The organism is Paenibacillus sp. J2R1T-4 (assembly GCF_059692235.1).
This window is the reverse complement of the sequence record NZ_JCAUBA010000001.1, coordinates 428,422-452,439: the sequence shown is the minus strand read 5'-3', so window position 1 is coordinate 452,439 and position 24,018 is coordinate 428,422. Positions and strand designations below refer to the sequence as shown.

The 24,018-nt window shown below is 46.1% G+C and carries 20 protein-coding genes; all 20 read left to right on the top strand.

Annotation, left to right across the window (positions count from 1 at the left end; translation table 11 throughout):
* Positions 1-88 precede the first annotated feature (88 nt).
* The 20 genes from AC58QD_RS02185 (at position 89) to dapA (ending at position 23,928) form a co-directional block, all read left to right on the top strand.
* Positions 89-4,396 carry a PolC-type DNA polymerase III gene (locus AC58QD_RS02185; RefSeq protein WP_497330056.1) on the top strand — a complete coding sequence of 1,436 codons (4,308 nt, stop codon included), beginning with the start codon at positions 89-91 and terminating at the stop codon, positions 4,394-4,396.
* A gap of 210 nt (positions 4,397-4,606) precedes the next feature.
* Positions 4,607-5,065, top strand: a complete 459-nt coding sequence (rimP, locus tag AC58QD_RS02180; RefSeq protein WP_497329524.1) for a ribosome maturation factor RimP — start codon at positions 4,607-4,609, stop codon at positions 5,063-5,065.
* A gap of 33 nt (positions 5,066-5,098) precedes the next feature.
* Positions 5,099-6,196: a transcription termination factor NusA gene (gene nusA / locus AC58QD_RS02175; protein WP_497329522.1), complete on the top strand. Its 1,098-nt coding sequence runs from the start codon at positions 5,099-5,101 to the stop codon at positions 6,194-6,196.
* Positions 6,197-6,258: 62 nt separating this feature from the next.
* Complete coding sequence (rnpM, locus tag AC58QD_RS02170) at positions 6,259-6,561, top strand: RNase P modulator RnpM (RefSeq protein ID WP_497329520.1); 303 nt, start codon at positions 6,259-6,261, stop codon at positions 6,559-6,561.
* Positions 6,561-6,896: a L7Ae/L30e/S12e/Gadd45 family ribosomal protein gene (locus AC58QD_RS02165; protein ID WP_497329518.1), complete on the top strand. Its 336-nt coding sequence runs from the start codon at positions 6,561-6,563 to the stop codon at positions 6,894-6,896. The genes rnpM and AC58QD_RS02165 overlap by 1 nt, the downstream gene beginning before the upstream one ends.
* Positions 6,897-6,948: 52 nt before the next feature.
* Positions 6,949-9,990, top strand: coding sequence for a translation initiation factor IF-2 (infB, locus tag AC58QD_RS02160; protein WP_497330054.1), 3,042 nt, complete (start codon positions 6,949-6,951; stop codon positions 9,988-9,990).
* A gap of 9 nt (positions 9,991-9,999) precedes the next feature.
* Complete coding sequence (gene rbfA / locus AC58QD_RS02155; RefSeq protein ID WP_497329516.1) at positions 10,000-10,356, top strand: 30S ribosome-binding factor RbfA; 357 nt, start codon at positions 10,000-10,002, stop codon at positions 10,354-10,356.
* On the top strand, positions 10,353-11,351 hold the full coding sequence (locus AC58QD_RS02150) for a DHH family phosphoesterase (protein WP_497329514.1): 999 nt from the start codon (positions 10,353-10,355) through the stop codon (positions 11,349-11,351). Before rbfA ends, AC58QD_RS02150 begins: the two co-directional genes overlap by 4 nt.
* Positions 11,348-12,334: a tRNA pseudouridine(55) synthase TruB gene (truB, locus tag AC58QD_RS02145; protein WP_497329512.1), complete on the top strand. Its 987-nt coding sequence runs from the start codon at positions 11,348-11,350 to the stop codon at positions 12,332-12,334. The genes AC58QD_RS02150 and truB overlap by 4 nt, the downstream gene beginning before the upstream one ends.
* Before the next feature lie 36 nt (positions 12,335-12,370).
* A complete protein-coding gene (locus tag AC58QD_RS02140; protein ID WP_497329510.1) occupies positions 12,371-13,318 on the top strand; it encodes a bifunctional riboflavin kinase/FAD synthetase in 948 nt (315 codons plus the stop codon).
* Between the two features lie 169 nt (positions 13,319-13,487).
* Complete coding sequence (gene rpsO, locus AC58QD_RS02135) at positions 13,488-13,757, top strand: 30S ribosomal protein S15 (protein ID WP_497329508.1); 270 nt, start codon at positions 13,488-13,490, stop codon at positions 13,755-13,757.
* A gap of 161 nt (positions 13,758-13,918) precedes the next feature.
* On the top strand, positions 13,919-16,027 hold the full coding sequence (pnp, locus tag AC58QD_RS02130) for a polyribonucleotide nucleotidyltransferase (RefSeq protein ID WP_497329506.1): 2,109 nt from the start codon (positions 13,919-13,921) through the stop codon (positions 16,025-16,027).
* Positions 16,028-16,193: 166 nt separating this feature from the next.
* Complete coding sequence (locus AC58QD_RS02125) at positions 16,194-17,306, top strand: polysaccharide deacetylase family protein (RefSeq protein ID WP_497329504.1); 1,113 nt, start codon at positions 16,194-16,196, stop codon at positions 17,304-17,306.
* 53 nt (positions 17,307-17,359) lie between these two features.
* Complete coding sequence (locus tag AC58QD_RS02120; RefSeq protein ID WP_497329502.1) at positions 17,360-18,616, top strand: M16 family metallopeptidase; 1,257 nt, start codon at positions 17,360-17,362, stop codon at positions 18,614-18,616.
* A 13-nt stretch (positions 18,617-18,629) separates the two neighbouring features.
* A complete protein-coding gene (dut, locus tag AC58QD_RS02115; protein ID WP_497330052.1) occupies positions 18,630-19,064 on the top strand; it encodes a dUTP diphosphatase in 435 nt (144 codons plus the stop codon).
* Positions 19,065-19,192: 128 nt separating this feature from the next.
* On the top strand, positions 19,193-20,092 hold the full coding sequence (dpsA, locus tag AC58QD_RS02110) for a dipicolinate synthase subunit DpsA (RefSeq protein ID WP_497329500.1): 900 nt from the start codon (positions 19,193-19,195) through the stop codon (positions 20,090-20,092).
* Positions 20,089-20,691 carry a dipicolinate synthase subunit B gene (locus AC58QD_RS02105; protein WP_497329498.1) on the top strand — a complete coding sequence of 201 codons (603 nt, stop codon included), beginning with the start codon at positions 20,089-20,091 and terminating at the stop codon, positions 20,689-20,691. The genes dpsA and AC58QD_RS02105 overlap by 4 nt, the downstream gene beginning before the upstream one ends.
* 34 nt (positions 20,692-20,725) lie before the next feature.
* Entirely contained in the window at positions 20,726-21,766 is a 1,041-nt protein-coding gene (locus AC58QD_RS02100) for an aspartate-semialdehyde dehydrogenase (RefSeq protein ID WP_497329496.1), read from the top strand.
* A 56-nt stretch (positions 21,767-21,822) separates the two neighbouring features.
* Positions 21,823-23,046 carry an aspartate kinase gene (gene dapG / locus AC58QD_RS02095; protein WP_497329494.1) on the top strand — a complete coding sequence of 408 codons (1,224 nt, stop codon included), beginning with the start codon at positions 21,823-21,825 and terminating at the stop codon, positions 23,044-23,046.
* A gap of 18 nt (positions 23,047-23,064) precedes the next feature.
* Positions 23,065-23,928, top strand: a complete 864-nt coding sequence (gene dapA / locus AC58QD_RS02090) for a 4-hydroxy-tetrahydrodipicolinate synthase (RefSeq protein WP_497329492.1) — start codon at positions 23,065-23,067, stop codon at positions 23,926-23,928.
* Positions 23,929-24,018: the final 90 nt, after the last annotated feature.

Below are 24,018 nucleotides of genomic sequence, written 5' to 3'. Positions count from 1 at the left end.
AAAGGGCAAATTTCGGACATTTTGAACCGTCCTTAAGTTTTGCCCTTTTGTGGTCTTATTGAACTTTTAGAAGAGAGGATTGATTGTGATGAGCCTTAGAGCGGATGGGCGGAATCGCTTTGAGATGCTGCTTACTCATGCGGGAATTCCGAGTTCTATAGCCGAGTCCTACATGAAGGAAGGGTACATAGATCGGGTTGAATGCAGCCGCAGCAATCGGGAATGGACGTTTTATTTGGTGCTGTCCACCCTTGTTCCTCACGATATCTATAAAAGCTTTTGTTCCAATATCAAAGAAAAGTTTGCTCATATTGCCACCGTTCAGATTGTTACTACTTTTAGTGAAGAAGTGATAGATTCGGAATTAGTAGGGCAATACTGGCCATTATTCATAGAATGGATTCACAACGAAGTTCCTTCTGTCAACGGCTGGTTAAGCCGAGCGAAGGCGGAGGTACGGGAGAGAGCCATTTCCGTTCAATTGCTTGATGCATTTGGTTTGGAAATGGCGAAAAAGAAAGCATTGGATGGTTATATCCAACGTTATTTCAACGATTATCATGGCCGGTTCTATAAAGTGCATCTAAGTGTAGGGGATTCTAGCGGCGATGAGTACGAGAAATTTGCTCAGAAAATAGTAGAAGAGCAGCGTACCGTTATTCAAGAAATGATCTCTTCTTCGGAGTCGACTACTCTGGAAGAAGCTGTCCCCGAAACAGATGTCAAACTGATGATGGGCATCGAAATCAAAGATGTACCAGTACCCATTCAGAATATTCGCGATGAAGAGAAGAAGGTTGCGATCCAGGGCATGATCTTTAACCTTGATAAGAAAGAACTGCGTAACGGGAACACTCTATTCGAGTTTAACTTGACTGATTTCTCGGACTCTCTCATGTTGAAAGCATTTGCCAGGAACAAAGAAGATCTTAAGATTCTTAGCTTACTTGCGAATGGCAAATGGATCCGGGCTAGAGGTAAAGTGGAGTATGACCGTTTCATGATGACGCCTGAGCTGGTGATGATCCCATCAGATCTCGTGGAAGTAATGCCTCCTACAGAGCGGATGGACAACGCGGAGGAGAAACGTGTGGAGTTCCATCTGCATACGACCATGAGTACGATGGATGGTATGACGAGTGTAGAGGACTATATTAAGACAGCAGCCAAGTGGGGGCACAGGGCTATTGCTATTACCGATCATAGCGGTGTTCAATCGTTCCCAGAGGCTAACAAAGCGGCGAAAAAGCACGGGATTCAGGTTCTATACGGGGTAGAAGCAAATGTTGTGAATGATTCAGTCGCGGTTGTTATGAATGCGAAGGACCTACCGCTTAGGGAAGCAACTTATATCGTATTTGATATAGAAACAACGGGTTTATCGGTCATTAGTAACAAAATCATCGAGCTTGCCGGTGTGAAGATGCAGGACGGAAAAGTGATAGAGCGATTCGAGTCTTTCGTTGATCCTCACGAGAAAATTCCATACCACATCACCCAGTTAACAAACATAACGGATGATATGGTAAGAGGGGCGCCAGAGTTAGAGGATGTATTACCCAGATTTGTTGAATTTGTAGGAGACGCCGTTCTGGTTGCTCATAATGCCCGATTCGATATGGGTTTTATTCAAGCTAATTTGAGGTCGATGGGTAGAACTCCATTGCCGAACCCTGTTCTAGATACTTTAGAAATGGCGCGCCTTATGTATCCTGGAATGAAGAATCATAGACTCAATACTTTATCTGATAAGTTTAAAATCAGTCTGGACAATCACCATAGAGCGGTAGATGATGCAGCAGCACTTGGTGAAATATTAATTAACATGATTAAAGATGCGGAGGAGAGCGGTAAAACCAACCTCTTACGCTTGAATGATGATGTGGGCAAAAATCTCAAAAATGCACGGCCGTTTCACTGCTGTATTTATGCAACAACTGCTGCAGGGAAGAAAAATTTGTTCAAATTGATCTCGATATCACATACGGAGTATTTTCAGCGTGTTGCCTGTATTCCCAAGAGCAAACTGGTAGAGCTGCGTGAAGGTCTACTGATCGCTTCTGGATGTGAAAAGGGCGAATTCTATGAGACGGTGCTCAATAAGACGATCGATGAAGCAGAGCAAGTTGCCGATTTCTACGATGTGCTGGAAATTCAGCCGATCGGTGTTAACATGCACCTGGTGGACAAGGGTCTCGTTGGCAGTCGATTAGAGCTTGAAGAAACGAACAGACGCATATGCGCGATTGGTGAGAAGCTAGGCAAGCCAGTAATTGCAACCGGGAACGTCCACTATTTACACCCGAGGGATAAGATTAGTCGGGATATCACCATTCTGGGAATAACCGGATTCAGTCCCCTTAAGGACATGAAGAAACCTGATGTTCACTTCCGGACTACTCGAGAGATGCTTGAGGAATTCAAACATCTGGGTGAAGCTAAAGCCTATGAAGTTGTTGTGAAGAATACGAACGAGCTGGCGGATCGATTCGAGAAGTTCGACCTGTTCCCTAAGCAGTTGTTCACTCCGATTATTGAAGGCGCCGACGATGAAATTCGCAACAAATGCTACGACACAGCCAAATCGTTATATGGGGATGAATTGCCTCAAGTCGTTATTGATCGATTGGAGAAGGAGCTCAAACCGATAATAGGGTACGGATTCTCTGCGAACTACTTAACCTCCGAGTATCTGGTGAAGAAATCGAATCGGGATGGATATTTGGTAGGCTCCCGTGGATCGGTGGGTTCGTCTGTTGTTGCCACTTTCCTTGGAATTTCTGAAGTGAATCCGATGCCGCCTCATTACGTTTGCCGCACTTGCAAGCATAATGAATGGTTTCTGGACGGAAGTGTCCCCAGTGGATTCGATCTTCCAGACAAGCAATGTCCTTCCTGTGAAAGTAACATGAAAGGAGAAGGGCATGACATCCCGTTCGAGACGTTCTTAGGGTTCAAAGGAGATAAGGTTCCGGATATTGATTTGAACTTTTCTGGTGAATATCAACCCATAGCACACAACTTTACGAAGGAGCTTTTCGGTGAAAAGAATGTGTTCCGTGCTGGAACAATTGGTACCGTTGCGGAGAAGACTGCCTATGGATATGTAAAGAAGTATGAGGAAGAGCAAGGTCAGAAGTGGAGAAATGCCGAAATTGTCCGTTTGGCTTCGGGATGCACGGGAGTTAAGAGAAGCACAGGCCAGCATCCGGGTGGAATTGTGGTAGTACCCGACTATATTGATGTAGAGGATGTAACGCCGGTTCAGTATCCTGCTGATGATATGAAGGCGGAGTGGAAAACAACGCATTTTGACTACCATGCTTTTGAAGATAACCTTCTCAAGCTCGATATTCTGGGTCATGAAAATCCGACGATGATGCGTATGCTTCAAGATTTGACTGGTGTTGACCCGACTAAGATCCCGATGAACGATCCAAAGGTGATGAGCTTGTTTAATTCGACACAAGCACTCGGCGTTACTCCAGACCAAATCCGCACGCCTGTTGCTACATACGGAATTCCCGAGATGGGTACCAAATTCGTTAGGCAGATGCTTCAGGAAACTTTACCTTCGTCGTTCGCCGATCTCTTGCAAATATCCGGCTTGTCCCATGGAACCGGTGTATGGCTTGGCAATGCGCAGGAACTGATCAGGAAAGGGACTTGCACGATTAAGACCGTTATCGGTTGCCGGGATGAAATCATGTTATATTTGATCTACAAAGCCGGGATGGATGCGGGTCTTGCATTCAAAATTACGGAGAGCGTCCGTAAGGGGAAAGGCTTGTCAGATGAGTGGATCGAGGATATGAAAAAGCACAAAGTACCGCAGTGGTATATCGAATCCTGTCTGAGAATTGAGTATATGTTTCCAAAAGCGCATGCCGCAGCATACGTAATTGCAGCTGTAAGAACTGCGTATTACAAGCTGTATCATCCGATTAGCTTCTATGCAACATACTTTTCGATGCGTGCGGAGGATTTCGATATCGATATATGCTCCCAAGGGTACGAAGTTATTATGAAAAAGCTGATCGAGATTGAAGAAAAAGCGTTTCAAGCAACTCCAAAAGAGAAAGCTAGCGTAGCTATTCTAGAGATGGCGCTTGAGATGACATCACGGGGGCTAAGCTTTAAGGGGATTGACTTGTATCAATCCGAAGCGACGCGCTTCAAGATCGAGGGGAACTCCTTGATTCCTCCCTTTGCTTCCATTCAAGGTGTAGGCGAGAATGCAGCGCGCAATATTGCAGCTTCCAGAGAAGAAGGCGATTTCTTATCAATCGAGGATTTCCAGAACAAGTCGAAGGCAACGAAGACGATTGTCGAATTACTTAGCACAATGGGCTGCTTTCGTGGACTTCCAGAGTCTAATCAATTGTCATTATTCTAGCTCGAAATGCTTTCTGGGATTCATTTGGTTTATTTTCTCTCTCTTGTACGGAAATCCATGTTATGGTATAATCAATTTTGGTAATAATGATGATCATAGATCGTTGTTGATGCGAGAGTGGGGAAACCCACTCTTTACGTTTTGTGTGCAGAAACACCCATACGTCAACACTAGAATTCCTTTGTTAAGGCGCTAAGGAGGTATCCATAGATGGCACAACCAATCAAAGAGATAATTACAGAGATGATTCAACCTTTTTTAGATGCTGAGGGCTATGAACTGGTCGACGTGGAATATGTCAAGGAAGGCAGCAACCGGTTCCTCCGCGTCTATGTAGATAAAGAGGGCGGCATTGATATTGATGATTGCGGACGAGTTAGCGAGATCTTGAGCGAGAAGCTGGATGAGAAAGATCCGATTCCTGAAGCCTATTTTCTGGAGGTATCGTCTCCTGGAGCAGAACGTCCGCTCAAGAAAGTAAGCGATTATGAGAGAGCCGTACAGAAACAAGTATTTGTAACAACGTATGAGCAAGTAGAAGGGGATAAAGAATTCGAAGGAAAGCTGCTTTCTTTTGATGGAGAGACGTTAGTCATTCAGACCCCGCGCAAAAAAGCTGCAATTCCATTTGCAAAGGTGGCCAGTGCAAGATTGGCGATCGTATTCTAATGTTGGATTCTTGAAAGGAGGAACTCATTTCTAATGAACATGGATTTTATTGATGCCTTGTCGGAAATCGAGAGAGAGAAAGGAATCGCCAAGGAAGTCTTGGTCGATGCGATTGAAGCTGCGTTGATCTCCAGTTACAAGCGGAATTTTAATACTGCACAGAACGTACGGGTTGACATTAACCGTCAGACCGGATTGATTAAAGTGTATGCCCGTAAGACCGTAGTGGATGAGGTGTTGGATCCGCGTCTGGAGATATCGCTTCATGCTTCCCGAGAGATCAACAACAACTTTCAACTGGACGATATAGTGGAAATTGAAGTTACACCAAGGGATTTCGGACGTATTGCTGCTCAAACAGCCAAACAAGTCGTAACCCAACGGATTCGCGAAGCAGAACGCGGTTTGATTTATGATGCTTTTATCGACCGTGAGGAGGATATCGTAACAGGTACCGTGCAGCGGCAAGATTTGCGCAGTATTTTCCTGGATCTCGGGAAGGTGGAGGCTGTGCTTCCGCTTAATGAACTGATGCCGAACGAGAAATTCAAGCATGGGGATCGAGTTAAAGCCTACATTACCAAGGTAGAGAACACGACAAAGGGTCCGCAGATCATGCTGTCTCGCTCCCATCCCGGGTTGCTTAGAAGATTATTCGAGCTAGAAGTTCCTGAGATTTACGATGGAGTTGTAGAAATACGTTCCGTTGCTCGTGAAGCAGGCTTCCGCTCCAAGATTGCTGTGTATTCCCGCAATGCGGAAGTAGATCCAGTCGGCTCATGCGTTGGTCCAAAAGGAACACGTGTGCAGACGATTGTGAATGAGCTAAAAGGCGAAAAGATTGATATTGTGCGTTGGTCCGATAGCGTAGAGGAATATGTCGCAAATGCGCTAAGTCCCTCCAAAGTTATGGAAGTTAACGTATTTGAGAGTGAGAAAATGGCGAGAGTCATTGTGCCTGATTATCAGTTGTCCCTTGCTATCGGGATTAAAGGTCAGAATGCTCGTCTTGCAGCCAAGTTGACCGGGTGGAAAATAGATATTAAGAGCGAAACCCAAGCTGAGCAAGAACTAGGCCGGCCGAGAACTCCAACTGAAGAAATGCACCAGGATTCAGTTAGCATTGATTAGCACTTTCCTCTCAAGGGCCCCACATAAGGTGAACGGTTAAAATAAGTAGGTGGGTGATGGTCATGAAGGTTAGGAAGGTTCCTCAACGCAAATGTATCGTGTGTCAGAACATGCTGACTAAGAAGGAATTAGTTCGTGTTGTGCGCACGCCTGAGGGCGTTGTTGAAATAGATTTGACAGGAAAGAAGAACGGACGAGGCGCTTATTTGTGCGGAAAAATCGAAGGATTTCATCAGGCCAAAAAGACCAAAGCCATAGAACGTGCACTTAAGGTGACGATGACACCAGACGATTACGAACGTCTGGAGCAAGATTTCGTTGCTATTAAGGGCAAGTATGCTGCATTTGAATGTAGGAGAACTTAATGAATCCTAAATTTTTATCTTATTTGGGGCTTGCGATGCGGGCGGGGAAACTGGCCACTGGAGATGAGAACGTCTTGAAGGCAATTCGTTCAAGGAAAGCTGCTCTAGTCGTAATGGCAGAGGACGCATCACCCAATACGTTGAAAAAGTTTCGGGATAAATGCAGTTCGTATGAGATCCGGCTTGTTGAATGCGGCAGTCGGATAGAGTTAGGCTCAGCGATTGGCAAGGAAGAACGTGTCTTGATCGCTGTGTTGGAGACCGGGTTCGCGCGACAAATGATTGCGTGCCTCGGATTACCTGTGGAGGTGAAACATATTGACAAATCAAGATAAAGATAAGGACAAAGATAAGCTACGCGTTTATGAATATGCAAAATCACTCAATATGAGCAGCAAGGAGATTATTACGATTCTTAAGCGCCTAAGTGTGCCTGTTAATAATCATATGAGTGTAATGGAGAATGATTCGGTTTCCAAGGTTGAGGGCTTTTTCCGTGAAGTGAAGGCGAACGCTGCTGCTAAGCGTGCTGGTAACGAAGGTGGAAGCTCTAATTCTGGCTCTAGTGTGTCAGTGGATAATAAGTCTGCTAACAATAGACCGAATGATGGGCAGCAGCGTTCTGCTCAGAATAGCAACCAACAAGCACGCCCTCAGCACCAGAACAATCAGGGCTCGGCACAATCGAATCCACAACCAGCAGGACAACCGGCCGTATCAAGCTCGAGTCAGACTGCACAAGCAAGCCCTACAAGTCAACCGGCTCAAGCTAGTCCCGTAAATCAGGCTCAACCTGGCACAAACGCTGCTGGGCAGGCTCCAACTAATCCAAGCTCCAATCCTTCACCAACTGCTAGCCAAGGAAGCGGCCAAAGCAGTTCGCAAGGTCAACGTCCGCAAGGTCAGGGCGGCTACCAGGGCCAACGACGTGAAGGTCAAGGCAGCGGTGGCTACCAAGGCTCGCGTCCTCAAGGCCAAGGTCAAGGCAGCGGTGGCGGTTACCAAGGCTCGCGTCCTCAAGGTCAAGGCCAAGGAGGCGGCTATCAAGGTTCTCGTCCTCAAGGTCAAGGTGCTCAAGGTGGAGGCGGAGGCTACCAAGGCTCGCGTCCTCAAGGCCAAGGTCAAGGCAGCTCTGGCGGTTACCAAGGCTCGCGTCCACAAGGTCAAGGCCAAGGAGGCGGCTATCAAGGTTCTCGTCCTCAAGGCCAAGGTGGTCAAGGTGGAGGCGGAGGCTACCAAGGCTCACGTCCACAAGGTCAAGGCCAAGGCGGAGGCGGCTATCAAGGCTCGCGTCCACAAGGTCAAGGCCAAGGAGGCGGAGGCGGCTACCAAGGCTCACGTCCACAAAGCGGCGGTCCTGGACGTCCTAGCGCAGGTCCAGCTACTGGCGGTGCACGTGGAGCAGCTCCTGCAGGTCAACCTTCACGTTCGGATCGTACGAACCCGCGCAATAACTCGCAATTCCAGCAGAATCGTTCGAGCGCTGGAACAGGCCGTCCTACATTAGTTCCGACTGGAAATGAAGAGTTGGATGAAGCAGGGAAAGGCAAAACCGCAAAGAAAACAAAACCGAATCAAAAGCGGTTTGATGATAACAATAAGGCTAACTTCAAAACGAACGGACGCAATCAGCGCGGTAGACACGTTGAGCCTGTTCGTAAGGAGAAAGTGGATAACACGCCTAAGAAAATTATTGTAAGAGGCACGATGACCGTTGGTGAGTTGTGCAAATCGTTGCACAAGGACGCATCGGAAGTCATCAAGAAATTGTTGTTCCTTGGTGTTATGGCAACGATCAATCAAGAACTTGATCTTGATACGATTCAACTAATAGCTACAGAGTTCAAAGTCGAAGTCGAAGTGAAGTTACCAGTCGAAGAAGACAACTTCGAGACATTCGAAGAGAAGGATGATGCAGCGGATTTGTTGGAACGTCCTCCTGTTGTTACTATTATGGGACACGTTGACCATGGTAAAACGACTTTGCTGGATGCCATTCGTCATACGAGTGTAACGGAAGGCGAAGCTGGCGGTATTACCCAGCATATCGGTGCTTACCAAGTTGAGATCAATGGTAAGAAGATTACTTTCTTGGATACACCTGGTCACGAAGCTTTTACAACGATGCGCGCACGTGGTGCACAAGTAACGGACATTACTATTCTAGTCGTCGCTGCTGATGATGGAGTAATGCCGCAAACGATCGAAGCCATTAGTCATGCCAAAGCAGCAAATGTTCCCATTATAGTTGCTGTCAATAAAATTGATAAACCGGGTGCAGATCCGGACAAAATAAAACAAGCCTTAACGGAATACGAACTCGTTCCCGAAGAGTGGGGCGGAGAGACGATCTTCGTGAATCTGTCCGCGAAACAGCGTACGGGGCTCGATGAGTTGCTTGAAATGATCCTGCTGGTTGCAGAAGTTCAAGAGCTTAAGGCAAATCCGGATAAGCGCGCAAGAGGAACAGTTCTAGAAGCTGAGCTTGATAAAGGCCGCGGACCAGTTGCCCGCGTGTTGATTCAGCACGGAACGCTCAAGGTGGGCGATGCTTTTGTTGCAGGTGTCAGCTTCGGTCGTGTTCGTGCAATGGTGAATGACAAGGGTCGCAGACTCAAAGAAGCCGGTCCGTCCACACCTGTAGAAATTACAGGATTGACGGAAGTTCCTCAAGCCGGGGATCCATTCTTGGCTTATGAAGATGAACGCAAAGCAAGAGCAATTGCTGAGCGCCGTGCTGTCACCTTGCGTCAATCAGAGATGAGCGCCAATACAAGAGTCACACTGGATGATTTGTACAAACACATTAAAGACGGTGAGATCAAAGAATTGAATGTGATCATCAAGGGTGATGTTCAAGGTTCCACGGAAGCTCTCAAGGGTTCTTTGGAGAAAATCGAGATCGAAGGCGTTCGTGTCAAAATCCTGCATAACGGTGTAGGTGCTATTACGGAATCGGATATTATTCTGGCTTCTGCATCCAATGCCATCATTATCGGATTTAATGTGCGCCCTGAGTCGGCAGCATTGACGACGGCTGAGCAGGAGAAAGTGGATATCCGTTTACACCGCGTCATCTACAGCGCAATTGAAGAAATTGAAGCGGCGATGAAAGGGATGCTTGATCCGATCTTCAAAGAAAATATTATTGGTCACGCAGAAGTGCGGAATATTTTCAAAATCACAAAAATTGGTACGATCGCGGGTTGTATGATTACGGACGGTAAGATCGTAAGATCAGCTGAAGTCCGCGTGTTACGCGGCGGCGTCGTAATTGTAGAAGGTAAAATCGATTCCTTGAAACGATTCAAAGACGACGTGAAAGAAGTCGCCCAAGGTTACGAGTGCGGAATTTCAATCGTTAAGTTTAACGATCTCAGAGAAGGGGACATCATCGAGGCATTCGTGATGGAAACCGTGGAGAGGTGATCCTAAGCCATGGCAAGAATTCGAGTTGGTCGAGTTGGAGAACAGATTAAGAAGGAATTAAGCGTCATTCTGCAAGCAGAACTGAAGGATCCGCGAGTAGGCTTCATCACCGTGACCGGTGTTGATGTGACGAATGATTTGTCTCATGCCAAAATATTTTTAAGCGTCCTGGGTACCGATCAACAGAAGGAAGATACACTTAAAGCGATAGCAAAGGCGACAGGATTCATTCGCTCTGAGCTAGGAAAACGGATTCGGTTGCGTAAAACACCGGATCTGGTATTCCAATTCGATTCTTCTATAGAGTATGGCAGCCGTATTGATCGATTGCTTACGCAATTGAACGAAGGGAATGCCGAACATTGAACGCACAAGCGGATGTAAGCACCTATGAAGGTCAACTGGAGCATGCCCGTCATTTTATTGATGAACATGACCATTTCCTCGTTGTTGCCCATGTAAATCCGGACGGTGATGCAGCTAGCTCTACTTTTGCAATGGGCTGGCTGCTGAATCGCCTCGGCAAGCAATTTACGATGGTTAATGAGAATCCGATTCCTAAGAAATTCTCATACTTGTGGGGGTACGATCAGCTCACGGAATTTGCACATTTGCCGGAGAATCTTATCATTCAGGCTGTAATTAGCGTGGATTGTGCGGATGAGTCTAGAATGGGCAAACTCCGTGAGCGATTTCCCGCTAATGTGCCTTTATTGAATATTGATCATCATCCGACCAATGACTATTTCGGGCTTGTTCATTTAATACGAGAAGATGCTGCTGCTACTGTCGAACTGTTGTTTGATCTAACGGCAAAACTAGGCGTACAAATGACCAAGGAGCTTGCAGAGTGCATCTACACAGGCCTGCTGACCGATACAGGCGGGTTCAGGTATTCCAATACTTCACCGGAAGTGATGCGGATCGCATCCGATCTGCTGCAGCACGGAGTACAAGGCCATCAATTAGCTGAAACTGTGCTGGAGACGATTACGCGATCCCATATTTCTGTACTGCAACGGGCTTTGGGAACATTAACTTTTGCATATGAACATAGAATATGTTGGATTTCGGTCTCTGCTGCCGACATTGAATTGACCCAAGCTACTCCTGAGGATTTGGAAGGCTTGATTCAATACCCGCGTAATATTGAAGGTGTTGAGGTCGGACTTTTATTTAAACAGGTAGATGCCAACCGAGTAAAGATTAGCTTCCGCTCCTCTGGTAACGTTGACGTGGCCAAAGTGGCGAAATCCTTCGGCGGTGGAGGACATGTACGCGCATCAGGGTGTACGCTTGACGGTTCATTAGAGGAAATTATCGAACAGGTTGTTGCGGAAGTAGGGCGTGCATTAGTATGAGTGATAGAGTGAAAGGTTCAGCAGTGTCTTCAGGCGCGGCCAATCCAAGTGTTTCTCTCGAAGGTGTTCTTGCCGTTAACAAACCTGCGGGCTTCACCTCCCATGACGTTGTAGCCAAAGCACGCAGAATATTGGGAATGAAGAGAATTGGTCATACGGGAACGCTTGACCCTCAAGTGACGGGTGTTCTACCATTATGTTTGGGTAAGGCTACTCGCGTAGTAGAGTATATTCAGGAATTACCCAAAGAATATGAAGCGGAGCTTACAATAGGATATGCAACAGACACAGAGGATTGGACAGGCCAAGAAACGGATCGCGTGGATCAGGTTAGCTTGAATAAGGAACGGCTGATCCAAGTGTTGCAATCCTTCATTGGAACGATTCAACAAGTACCTCCTATGTATTCGGCTATAAAGGTGGACGGCAAGCGGCTCTATGAATTAGCTCGTCAAGGTCAAGAAATTGAACGATCCGCCAGGACTGTTCATATTTATGCCCTTGAACTCATAGATGAACATCTGGAGAAGAAGTATCCAACTGTTCGTATCCGGGTACGCTGCTCCAAAGGTACCTATATTAGAACCTTGTGCGTAGATATCGGACGAGCCTTAGGGTATCCCTCTGTCATGAGTGAACTCATTCGCACATCAACGGGGAACATAACGCTAGCTCGTTGCTTGTCTTTGTCTGAGATTGAACAGCTGCAGCAGCAAGGTAAGCTGAATCAGTACCTTATCCAGACAGATCAGGCGATTGCTCATATTCCCAGGATTGATGTGAATGATGAGGAAGCGCTGCATGCTTCACAGGGGAAGAGCATTACGGTTTCTCTGCAAGAGCTAGAAACATTAGATTCACTTCAAGCTGTTGAAGATCAGAATCAATTGGTACGTGTCTATGGCCCGGAAGAACGGTTCATCGGCATATTCCGCAAAGACCCGGAGCAGGGAATTCTGCGACCGGAGAAAGTATTCGTGTAGCTTCAAGCTGCAGGAACAGTAGGTGAACGAATTCCTATGCAAGTCATTGAGCTCAGTTTCCCTCTTTATATTTCTACATTGACGATTCCCGAATCTGGCCAGGTGTTGGCGATTGGGGATTTTGACGGCGTTCATCTCGGTCATCGTGAAGTGATTCGTCAAGCGGTCCAGACAGCGCATAAACAAAACTTGCCTGTATCGGTTATGACCTTTCATCCCCATCCTCGCGAAGTGTTGGGGCATGAGCGTTATACTCGGTGTTTGACGCCGCTTCAAGATAAACTAGATATGCTAGCCGAGCTTGGTATCGGATGCGTCTATTTAGTGCAATTTGATCTTGCATTTGCTCAAGTGACGGCAGACCAGTTCGTGAATGAGATGTTGTTGCCGCTTAGGCCCAATACTATCGTTGTGGGATTTGACTTCGCGTTTGGCCATCAGGCTAAAGGCAATGCCGACACTTTATGCGAGTCCGGTCATGGCCGCTTTGCTGTAGAAGTAGTGCGACCGTTCCATCAGAATGGAGAAAAAGTGAGCAGTACTTTGATTCGCCGTTGTCTAGAAGCTGGACAGGTCGAACAAGTAAGGCAGCTTTTAGGGCGTAACTATTCCATTAAGGGCACCGTTGTCAACGGTGAAGCAAGAGGCCGTCAGATCGGATTTCCTACCGCCAATCTCTCTCTGGACGGTTATTATGTTTATCCAGTGAATGGTGTATATGCGGTTCATGCCTTGGTGGATGGCAAAGTATTTGAAGGTGTAATGAATATTGGAACGAAACCGACGTTCTCCGGTGATTCGCTCATTCGATCATTTGAAGTCCACCTGTTTGATTTCAACCGTGATATTTACGGGCAATCGATGCGAGTAGAGTTCGTTTCATACTTACGTGCCGAACGTAAGTTTAGCTCCATTGATGCTCTAATCGAGCAAATTGGCAATGATGCAGAAGCTGCCAAACAGATCTTTCAGCATCTTTCCTGAGAGTATTTCCTTATTCCGTTTTACAAGCGTAAGCAGAATATGTTATACTGGGTTTCGTGCCTGCTGCATTCCCTTTGCATAGGCTTAACCTAAGCTTGGAAATACGAGATTCACCGACGGTTTCTCGGCTTATGGCGATTATTTTATTATTGAAGAGGAGGTGACCGAGATGGCATTAACACAAGAACGTAAAAACCAACTGATCGCTGAATATAAAGTTCATGAGACGGATACTGGATCTCCTGAAGTACAAATCGCGATTCTAACGCAGAATATCGTGAACTTGACTGATCACCTGCGGACGCACAAGAAAGATCATCATTCGCGTCGAGGTTTGTTGAAGATGGTAGGACAACGCCGCAAGCTTTTGGCTTACTTGAAGAACAAAGAGGTATCCCGTTACAGCGCTTTGATCGAGCGTTTGGGCTTACGTCGCTAAGAAATATGTTTCAAAAAGCAACCGTGTCAGCTTCGGCTACAGGTTGTTTTTTTGATGGGTAAAATATTTTTATAGGAAAATAATGTTTTGCGTAAAGAAGGAAATACTGTTAAGTATGCAGAATAAGAGTGAGATGGACATTTAGAACCTGGAGGGCAATTATGGAGAAGAAAGTGCACATGGAACTGGGAGGAAGGCCGTTTACATTGGAGACAGGCCGACTTGCCAAGCAAGCCAACGGTGCAGTCATCGTACGTTACGGAGATACGGTTGTGCTCTGTACGGTAACCGCGTCTAACGAACCTAAAGATTTAGATTTTTTTCCACTGACTGTGAATTATGAAGAACGTTTATATGCAGTAGGTAAAATCCCAGGCGGATTTATTAAAAGAGAAGGTCGCCCAAGTGAAAAAGCTATATTATCCAGTCGATTGACGGATCGTCCGATACGGCCTTTGTTCCCTGAAGGATTCCGTAACGATGTACAGATCGTAGCGATTGTTATGAGTGTAGATCAGGATTGTCCTTCGGACATTGCGGCAATGATCGGTACATCTGCAGCGCTCAGCATCTCTGATGTTCCGTTCAGCGGTCCGATTGGCGGCGTCATTGTAGGACGCATTGATGGTCAATTCATTATCAACCCGACTCCTGAACAAGAAGAGAAGAGCGATGTGTACCTAGTGGTGGCGGGCACGAAAGATGCAATCATGATGGTAGAAGCCGAAGCAAACGAAGTCTCGGAAGAAGTGATCCTAGAAGCGATCATGTTCGGCCATGATGAAATTCGTAAGATTGTGGCTCTTCAAGAGCAATTCGTAGAGCTTGCTGGTAAACCCAAAATGGATGTCACTCTTCACGCTGTTGATCCTGAGGTGAATTCAGCAGTTCGCAGCTTTGCGCAGGAGCGTCTGGTTGAAGCGATCAAGATTGCTGAGAAGCATGCCCGTCAGTCTGCGATTGATGGAATCAATGCAGAAACAGTCGCAAAGTTCGCGGTAGACTACGCTGAAGAAGCGGATAAGATTAAGGATGTAAAAGAAGTACTTTATGATATCGTCAAAGAGGAAGTACGCCGTCTAATTACCCATGACAAAGTGCGTCCGGATGGTCGCGGCTTGAGTGAGATTCGTGCGATTGATTGTGATACGTCAATTCTTCCGCGCACACACGGTTCCGGCTTGTTTACAAGAGGCCAGACACAAGCACTCAGTATTTGTACACTCGGAGCTCTTGGTGATGTGCAAATATTGGACGGGCTTGACTTGGAAGACACCAAACGTTTTATGCACCACTACAACTTCCCGCCATTCAGTGTAGGGGAAGCAAGACCACTTCGTCCTCCTGGAAGACGTGAGATTGGTCATGGAGCACTTGGTGAACGAGCTTTGTCCAAGGTAATCCCGAATGAAGTTGATTTTCCTTACACAATCCGTCTTGTTTCCGAAGTATTGGAATCGAACGGTTCTACATCGCAAGCTAGTATTTGTGCAAGCACCCTAGCTATGATGGATGCTGGTGTTCCGATCAAAGCACCTGTAGCAGGTATTGCAATGGGCTTAATAAAGGACGGAGATCATTTCTCCATTCTTTCCGATATTCAAGGTATGGAAGACCATCTCGGCGATATGGACTTCAAAGTAGCCGGTACAGCTGAAGGTGTTACAGCAATCCAGATGGATATCAAGATTGACGGAATTAGCCGCGACATTTTGAAAGATTCACTCAGTCAAGCGAGAGAAGGCCGTCTTTTCATCTTGGGAAAAATGCTTGAAGCGATCCAACAGCCAAGAACTAGCCTGTCTCAATATGCGCCAAAAATCTTGACTATGCAGATTAATCCTGACAAGATTCGAGATGTAATTGGTGCAGGAGGCAAGATCATCAACAAGATCATTGAAGAAACGGGAGTTAAGATCGATATCGAGCAAGACGGTCGAGTATTTATCTCCTCTTCCAATGAACCGATGAATGAGAAGGCAAGATCGATTATCGAAGGGATCGTCCGAGAAGTTATTGTCGGTGAAACGTATCTGGGCACTGTGAAGCGGATCGAGAAGTTCGGCGCATTTGTAGAAATACTTCCGGGTAAAGAAGGACTTGTTCATATCTCGCAAGTTTCTACAGAACGTGTTGCGAAGGTCGAAGATGTGCTGAAGCTGGGTGAACAAATCACGGTTAAGGTGACAGAGATCGATAATCAAGGACGGGTTAATCTATCCCGTAAAGCGACTCTAATTCCACAAGGCGCTACTCCTGAAAAGGTGTAGTTGTCGTTAGACAAATTGTTCCATCCATAACGTATCAAGAATTAAGAGCCAGAGAAGTCTGACTCTTTTTTCATGCGTACATAACGAATTAATGTTTGTGGTCGGTATAAATATGTGTCTTTTTACATAGGATGAGGATATTATTGGACAAGGATGGGGTGATAAAATGGATAAACGATGGTTTGTTCTAGGCGGGGCCGGAATTCTGATCACTTGGGGCCTCTACCAATCCAACAGTATGGATGCATTCGTCAAATCAACACAGAGTAAGGAGACGATAGCCTTTCAGAATGTGCATGCATTTCAGCCATTACAGGAGCCAACGCAAGAACCCGCCAAAGCCCCTTCCAAAGAACAATCCGGCCACATGCAGCATGAAGGCACTACCTCCTCACAAGCTGTTATAAGCCATTCTATTGCAGAGAATAACGCTAAGTTGCTCGAGAGAATATCAGCTGAAGCGAAGAGCCGCAGCATCCCTCCGATAGACGCCAAAATCGATCGAATCTGGAAGGCTATTCCTGGTTTGAATGGCAGGGAAGTAGATATAGAAGAAACTTGGCGCCAAGCGATTCAGCTATCCCAAGCAGGAGCAGCAAGTTTTCCATTTATTTACAAGACAATTCCGCCGGCTGTAACCCTCGAGCACCTTGGGGCTCAGCCTATCTATAAAGGGAACCCGAACAAACCTATGGTTTCTTTGATGATTAATGTCGCTTGGGGGAATGAGTTTCTACCCATTATGTTAGATGTGCTTGATCGCCAGAAAGTCAAAGCTACCTTCTTCTTTGACGGCTCTTGGCTAAGCAAGAATGAAGCAATGGCGAAGAATATTGGTGAGAAGGGGCATGAGCTGTCCAATCATGCTTATTCACACAAGAATATGAGTCAGCTTGGCCGGGAGCAAGCCGTAGAGGAGATTGAGAAAACCCAGAAGTTGGTCGAGAAGCTGGGGGCACATAATAAACTGTTCGCCCCGCCTTCTGGAGATTTTAATGAGCAGACCGTAAAGATTGCGCGAGAGCTTGGTCTACATACCATATTATGGACTCTGGACACCGTAGATTGGAAAAATCCAGGCGGCGAATCCATCATTAGGAGGCTAACACCAAGATTAGAGCCAGGTGCGTTGATACTCATGCATCCAACTTCCTCCTCAAGCGATGCATTAGAACAATTAATTGTGAATATAAAAGAAAAAGGGTTCGTTCTGGGGACCGTAAGCGAATTAATTTCCCCTGAACGCGTGCATGTGGTTGAGCAGCAGATTAAATTCTGATATATTGAAAGCATTGTTTGGAGAACTTTTACATCGAGAGGGGGAAGTCCCGGTTGGAGAGATTACAACTTCAAAATGGATTGCGGGTAGTCCTGGAGAAAATTCCGACTTGCCGTTCAGTAACGTTTGGCATATGGGTAAAGACAGGGTCGCGCAATGAGAACGAAACAAATAACGGGATCTCCCATTTCATTGAGCATATGTTATTTAAAGGAACAAAACGGTACTCGGCCAAAGAAATTGCTGAGACTTTCGACGGGATCGGCGGCAATGTGAATGCTTTTACATCTAAGGAATACACATGTTATTATGCAAAAGTATTGGATCAACATTTACCGATAGCTGTTGACGTGCTTGCGGATATGTTCTTTCATTCAATCTTGGATCCATCGGAGTTGGATAAGGAACGTAATGTGATCCTTGAAGAAATCTCTATGTATGACGACACACCAGATGATCTGGTGCATGATCTGATCGCAAGAGCCTCTTATCAGAACCACCCGCTCGGTTATTCGATCTTGGGGACCAAAGCAAATTTGGAGAACATGAACTCTGTCTCTCTGAAGGAGTATATGAAGAGTCATTACCGGGTGGATAATACCGTGATTAGCTTGGCTGGTAATATCGACGACAGTGTGATTGAACTATTAGAACAACATTTCGGCGGCTTTGTGAATTTGGGAGCTTCTCAAGATATGGAGATCCCTCTTTATTCCGGTCAATCGATCTTCCATAAGAAGGAAACCGAGCAGAATCATATTTGCTTGGCTCTACCAGGCTGTTCCTTGAAGGATTCCTTGCTGTATCCAATGATCTTATTGAATAATGTGATCGGCGGAGGCATGAGCTCGCATTTGTTCCAAGAGATTCGGGAAAAGCGCGGATTAGCCTACTCGGTGTATTCCTATCATTCGGCCCATTTGGACAGCGGCCTGTTCACAATCTACATGGGAACCGCTCCAAAACAGACGAAGGAAGTATTGGATGTCACCATGGAGCTGCTGCGTAATCTGGCTGAACAAGGGCTTACCGAGCACGAGCTTAAGAAAGGTAAAGAGCAACTCAAGGGTAGCTTTATTCTAAGCTTGGAGAGTACGAGCAGCCGCATGAATCGTTTGGGTAAGAACGAGCTGATGCTTGGAAAACATTATACGATGGATGAGATATTGGATCGAATCGATGCTGTAACTCATGAAGATCTCCGGTTGTTAACATCTACTTTGTTCTCTCAACCGTTCTCCTTATCCATGGTGGGGAAGTCCGATCAAGCCATTGCCACATTCGGGAGGGAGCCAATTGTCCTTGCTTAATGTCGTTAAATTAATGAAATTGCCTGGCACTAATGATGTTCAACTCCCTCAGCGAATGTCTGAACAAGCTAGCGGCTTTGATTTGTATGCTGCAGTCCCTGCAGAGAAGCCGCTTGTATTACAACCAGGCGAGCGCGCGTTGGTGCCAACCGGAATTGCTATCGCAATGCCTGCTCAATTGGAAGCCCAGATTCGTCCGAGAAGCGGGCTTGCTTTCAAGCATGGTATAACTTGTCTCAACACTCCTGGAACAATCGACGCTGATTATCGAGGAGAGATCAAAGTATTGTTAATCAATTTGGGACAGCAGCCGTTTGAGATTGTGCGAAATGAACGAATTGCCCAAATGGTGTTTCAGCATGTTCCACCCGTACAGTTGGAAACGGTGTTAAGTCTCGATGATACAGAGCGAGGCTCCGGCGGCTTTGGTCATACAGGCACCAAATAATTGGAAGAGCTCTCCTTCAGGAGGGCTTTTTTGTTTGTGAGCGATATGATTTGGGCTGTAACCCATTATTCCGCACCGGCATAAGATGTCATATCTACGAAGGAGAAGGAAAGGAGTGTAACGTTGCCATGTTGACTGGAGTACAAGTCGCCTTCATCGGCGGAGATGCCCGTCAGTTGGAAGTGATTCAGAAATTCGTCGAACTGGACGCTACTGTCCTATTGATCGGATTTGACAATTTGCAGAATCAATACAGCGGAGCTACGAAAAGCGCCCTGTCACCGGATGTGCTTCAGGCAGCCGATGCAGTTATTTTGCCAGTGGTGGGGACGGACGAAAAGGGTATAGTAGATTCTTTGTTCTCAACTACTGAGCTTCATTTGACTGAAGAGCATATCCGCAATTTACCAAAACACGCTAAAGTATATACAGGAATGAGCAAACCATACTTGAAAACTTTGTGTGCGACTGCAGGGATCATGTTAGTCGAACTGCTTGAAAGAGATGACGTAGCCATCTATAATTCTATCCCAACCGCAGAAGGCGCCGTCATGATGGCCATTCAGAATACAGACATAACGATTCATGGTTCTATTTGTATGGTTCTTGGACTTGGTAGAACGGGATTTACTATGGCTAGAACTTTACAAGGATTAGGTGCAACTGTGAAGGTGGGCATACGCCGACAGGAGCATTTTGCACGAGCTTGGGAGATGGGTTTTACCCCATTTTATTTGACAGATCTGGCGCAGCAGGTCACGAATATCGACTTGCTTTTTAATACGATACCGACTATGATAGTCACAGCGCAAATTATTGCCAATATTCCACACAGGGCGGTACTCATTGATCTGGCCTCTAAGCCAGGCGGGATGGATTTCCGTTTCGCTGAAAAGCGAGGGATCAAAGCTATGCTTGCCCCCGGATTACCTGGAATCGTCGCTCCCAAAACAGCTGGACGTATCATAGCAAACACAGTCAGCCAGTTGATTATGGAAGATGCCGTTACAGGGAGGAATTCGCAATGAATTGGCAAGGAAAAACGGTCGGATTCGCATTAACCGGATCCCATTGCACATTCGCGGAAGTAATGCCGCACATACAAGCATTCGTTGATCAAGGCGCACGTGTTATTCCTATTGCTTCATATACTTTAATGACTACAGACACACGCTTTGGCACTTCGGAAAATTGGCAGAAACAGTTGAAAGATATTACAGGGAATGATATCATTTCTACAATTGTAGATGCTGAGCCGTTAGGCCCATCCAAATTGTTAGATGTCATGTTGATTGCTCCATGCACAGGAAATACAACAAGCAAGCTGGCGAATGCGATGACAGAAAGCCCGGTATTAATGGCGGCCAAAGCTCAATTGCGCAATCAGCGTCCATTGGTACTAGCTATCTCTACTAATGACGGACTAGGATTAAATGCCGCTAATATAGCCAAATTGCTAGTTGCTAAGAATGTTTACTTCGTACCGTTTGGGCAAGACGCTCCTAATATGAAGCCGAATTCACTAGTAGCTCGAATGGAACTGGCACTAGACACATGTGCAGCAGCCCTGGAACATAGACAGATACAGCCTATGGTAATAGAAAAGTTCAATTATATGAACTCCTAATTACATTCATTTCGCATAAGGGGAGAACTAGAAGATGTCGAATCAAAAGCAATTTACTGTAGCAGTAGTTGGATCAACCGGAGCCGTGGGCGAGCAGATTATTCGCTTATTGGGAGAACGGAACTTCCCGATTAAGGAATTGAGACTTCTATCTTCCGCTCGTTCTGCTGGTAAGAAGGTTTCTTTTAAAGGAACTGATGTTGTCATTCAAGAAGCTACTCCGGATAGTTTCAAAGGCGTGGAGATTGCATTGTTCAGCGCAGGCGGAGATGTTAGCCGTGAGTTGATTCCTCATGCCGTTGAGCACGGTGCTGTGTGCATTGATAACACTAGCGCATACCGTATGGATCCTGAGACACCTTTGGTAGTACCAGAAGTGAATGTTGATAAGATCAATGAGCACAAAGGAGTTATTGCGAATCCCAACTGCTCTACGATTCAGATGGTAGCAGCATTGAAGCCTTTGTATGACCGTTTCGGTATTTCCAAAATTATCGTCTCCACCTATCAAGCTGTTTCTGGCGCTGGTGCGAAGGCCATTAACGAAATGCTTCGTCAAACTAAGAGCATTCTGGATGGGCAAGATGCTAATCCAGACATTCTGCCAGTCGGTTCGTTACCAGTGAAACATCAGATTGCCTTCAATGCGATTCCGCAGATTGATAAATTTACCGAGAATGGCTTTACTTATGAAGAGATGAAGATGATTAATGAAACGAAGAAGATTATGGGAGATGACTCACTGGAAGTAACAGCAACCTGTGTGCGAATCCCAGTCGTTTATGGTCACTCAGAATCCGTTTACGTGGAATTGAAATCGGATTTTGATGTAGAAGAAGTGAAGTCCTTATTGGCCAATGCGCCGGGTATTATTCTTCAAGATAATTTGCAAGAACAGCTTTATCCGCTTGCGACTGATGCAGCAGGGAAGCTGGAAACTTTCGTTGGGCGTGTCCGCCGTGATCTGAACAATCCGCGTGCACTTAACATGTGGATCGTTTCTGATAATCTGCTTAAAGGCGCAGCATGGAATGCTGTACAAATCGCAGAGTACATTGCGATTGAACAGCAATAATAGGGCGTTCGATTATTCATCATAGAGGGTAACAAAAGATGTTTGGAGGGAAGACGATGCGCATTCTTGTGCAAAAGTTTGGCGGAACTTCCCTCTCCGATACCCAATCCAGAACTCATGCCATCCATCACATTCAACATGCTTTAGCCGAACAATATGCACTTGTAGTCGTAGTTTCCGCAATGGGTAGACGGGGAGATCCTTATGCCACGGACACGCTGCTGGATTTGATCAGGCAGAATGGTAATTCTCTTCCTCCCAGAGAAAGAGACATGCTTCTTGGCTGCGGAGAGACTATCTCTGCGGCTGTTCTATGTAGTGAATTGAATCATCTATCGATTCCTGCGGTAGTTTTAAACGGTGGTCAAGCTGGGATACACACGGACGGGCGATTTGGTAATGCCCATATTGAATCCATACAGCCTGCACGTATTCTGCATCAGCTTGGTCTAGGGAAAGTCGTTATTGTAACCGGTTTTCAAGGACAATCTGATGAGCAGGATATCACTACTTTAGGACGTGGTGGGAGTGATACATCTGCGACAGCACTAGGTGCTGCTTTGAAGGCGGAGTACGTGGATATTTTCACTGATGTGAATGGGATATTCACAGCTGATCCGCGTCTAGTAGCGGATGCTCAAGCCATAGTAAGCGTAACCTATGCCGAGATTTGCAATATGGCTTATCAAGGAGCGAAGGTTATACATCCTAGAGCGGTTGAGATTGCTATGGAGGCAAACGTACCGATCCGTGTACGTTCCACTTTTACAGAGGATCTTGGAACATTAGTAGCTTCACCTGACTCGCTCAGGTTGTTAAATATGCCTTTAAGGGACCGATATGTAACAGGGATTGCCCATGTACCTTCCGTCACGCAAATCCGAGTGGCTGCACAGGAAGGGCAATATGATTTGCAGTTAAGCGTATTTAAGGCGATGGCTCAGCACCAGATTAGCGTAGATTTCATTAACGTTAACCCTTCAGGTGTCATGTACACCGTATTTGATCATGAAGCTGCAAGAGCTATCGACACGCTCCGTAATTTAGGTTACGAACCTAAGTTTCAGCAGGGCTGCGTTAAGGTGTCAGTAATCGGCGGGGGCATGAACGGAGTACCTGGAATCATGGCGCATATTATTGAAGCATTGACCGAGGAAGATATACAAATCTTACAATCCGCTGATTCGAACACAACAATCTGGGTGTTGGTTGGTCAATCCGATATGGTCAAAGCGGTCTTAGCGCTCCATCATAAGTTTCAATTACACAAAACGAATTGATTGAGGAGGGAATTTTGCGTGGATTTCGGTAGAGTTATCACCGCCATGGTTACCCCATTGAATGACAATTTGCAAATCGACTGGCAGCAGGTTGATGTCCTCATTGACTATTTGATTGATGAGCAGCAAACGGATACACTCGTTATTAGCGGCACTACGGGCGAATCTCCGACTTTGACCGACGAGGAGAAGCTCCAATTATTTGATGCGGCTGTCAAGCGGGCACAGGGACGTTGCCGCATTATTGCTGGAACTGGCAGCAACGATACACGTCACTCCATACATCTCACCCAGGAGGCTGAGAAGTTAGGTGTAGATGGGATTTTGCTTGTCGCCCCTTATTATAATCGTCCTTCCCAAGAAGGGTTATTCCAACACTTCAAAGCGATTGCAGAAAGTACGAAGCTTCCGATCATGGTCTATAATGTACCTCACCGTACTGGGATACAGATGGCAGCTGATACTACAATCCGCTTGTCCCATATTCCCAACATTGTCGCATCTAAAGAAGCAACTCCTGACTTGAATCATATAACGGAAGTTATTACCAAATCATCCGAAGGGTTCCGAGTTTACGGCGGTGACGACAGCTTAACTTTACCGGTTCTAGCTATCGGAGGTTATGGGATTGTTAGTGTAGCGAGTCATGTAATAGGCAAAGAAATGAAACAGATGGTGCAAGCTTATTTGAATGGCGATCATGCTCATGCAGCGAAGCTTCACGCTAATTTATTCCCAATCTTCACAGGGATATTCCGTGTGCCGAGTCCAGCAGCGATTAAGCACGCACTTAACTTTAAAGGCATCCAAGTAGGGGGCGTACGCTTACCTTTGCTTGCGGTTTCTGAAGATGAAGGCCGATTCGTAGAGTCTCTGCTCTAGTCGATGATTCGATGCTGAACCAGCATCGGTTTTTCGTTTTGGGGTACAATAAATCCACTCGACTTGTTTTCGGTCACAGGCATCATGTAT

What these genes read in the sequence shown, in the direction of transcription:
- AC58QD_RS02185 (WP_497330056.1), top strand. Translation starts at nt 89, where the DNA reads ATGAGCCTTAGAGCGGATGGGCGGAATCGCTTTGAGATGCTGCTTACT.
- rimP (WP_497329524.1), top strand. Translation starts at nt 4,607, where the DNA reads ATGGCACAACCAATCAAAGAGATAATTACAGAGATGATTCAACCTTTT.
- nusA (WP_497329522.1), top strand. Translation starts at nt 5,099, where the DNA reads ATGAACATGGATTTTATTGATGCCTTGTCGGAAATCGAGAGAGAGAAA.
- rnpM (WP_497329520.1), top strand. Translation starts at nt 6,259, where the DNA reads ATGAAGGTTAGGAAGGTTCCTCAACGCAAATGTATCGTGTGTCAGAAC.
- AC58QD_RS02165 (WP_497329518.1), top strand. Translation starts at nt 6,561, where the DNA reads ATGAATCCTAAATTTTTATCTTATTTGGGGCTTGCGATGCGGGCGGGG.
- infB (WP_497330054.1), top strand. Translation starts at nt 6,949, where the DNA reads ATGAGCAGCAAGGAGATTATTACGATTCTTAAGCGCCTAAGTGTGCCT.
- rbfA (WP_497329516.1), top strand. Translation starts at nt 10,000, where the DNA reads ATGGCAAGAATTCGAGTTGGTCGAGTTGGAGAACAGATTAAGAAGGAA.
- truB (WP_497329512.1), top strand. Translation starts at nt 11,348, where the DNA reads ATGAGTGATAGAGTGAAAGGTTCAGCAGTGTCTTCAGGCGCGGCCAAT.
- AC58QD_RS02140 (WP_497329510.1), top strand. Translation starts at nt 12,371, where the DNA reads ATGCAAGTCATTGAGCTCAGTTTCCCTCTTTATATTTCTACATTGACG.
- rpsO (WP_497329508.1), top strand. Translation starts at nt 13,488, where the DNA reads ATGGCATTAACACAAGAACGTAAAAACCAACTGATCGCTGAATATAAA.
- pnp (WP_497329506.1), top strand. Translation starts at nt 13,919, where the DNA reads ATGGAGAAGAAAGTGCACATGGAACTGGGAGGAAGGCCGTTTACATTG.
- AC58QD_RS02125 (WP_497329504.1), top strand. Translation starts at nt 16,194, where the DNA reads ATGGATAAACGATGGTTTGTTCTAGGCGGGGCCGGAATTCTGATCACT.
- dut (WP_497330052.1), top strand. Translation starts at nt 18,630, where the DNA reads ATGAAATTGCCTGGCACTAATGATGTTCAACTCCCTCAGCGAATGTCT.
- dpsA (WP_497329500.1), top strand. Translation starts at nt 19,193, where the DNA reads ATGTTGACTGGAGTACAAGTCGCCTTCATCGGCGGAGATGCCCGTCAG.
- AC58QD_RS02105 (WP_497329498.1), top strand. Translation starts at nt 20,089, where the DNA reads ATGAATTGGCAAGGAAAAACGGTCGGATTCGCATTAACCGGATCCCAT.
- AC58QD_RS02100 (WP_497329496.1), top strand. Translation starts at nt 20,726, where the DNA reads ATGTCGAATCAAAAGCAATTTACTGTAGCAGTAGTTGGATCAACCGGA.
- dapG (WP_497329494.1), top strand. Translation starts at nt 21,823, where the DNA reads ATGCGCATTCTTGTGCAAAAGTTTGGCGGAACTTCCCTCTCCGATACC.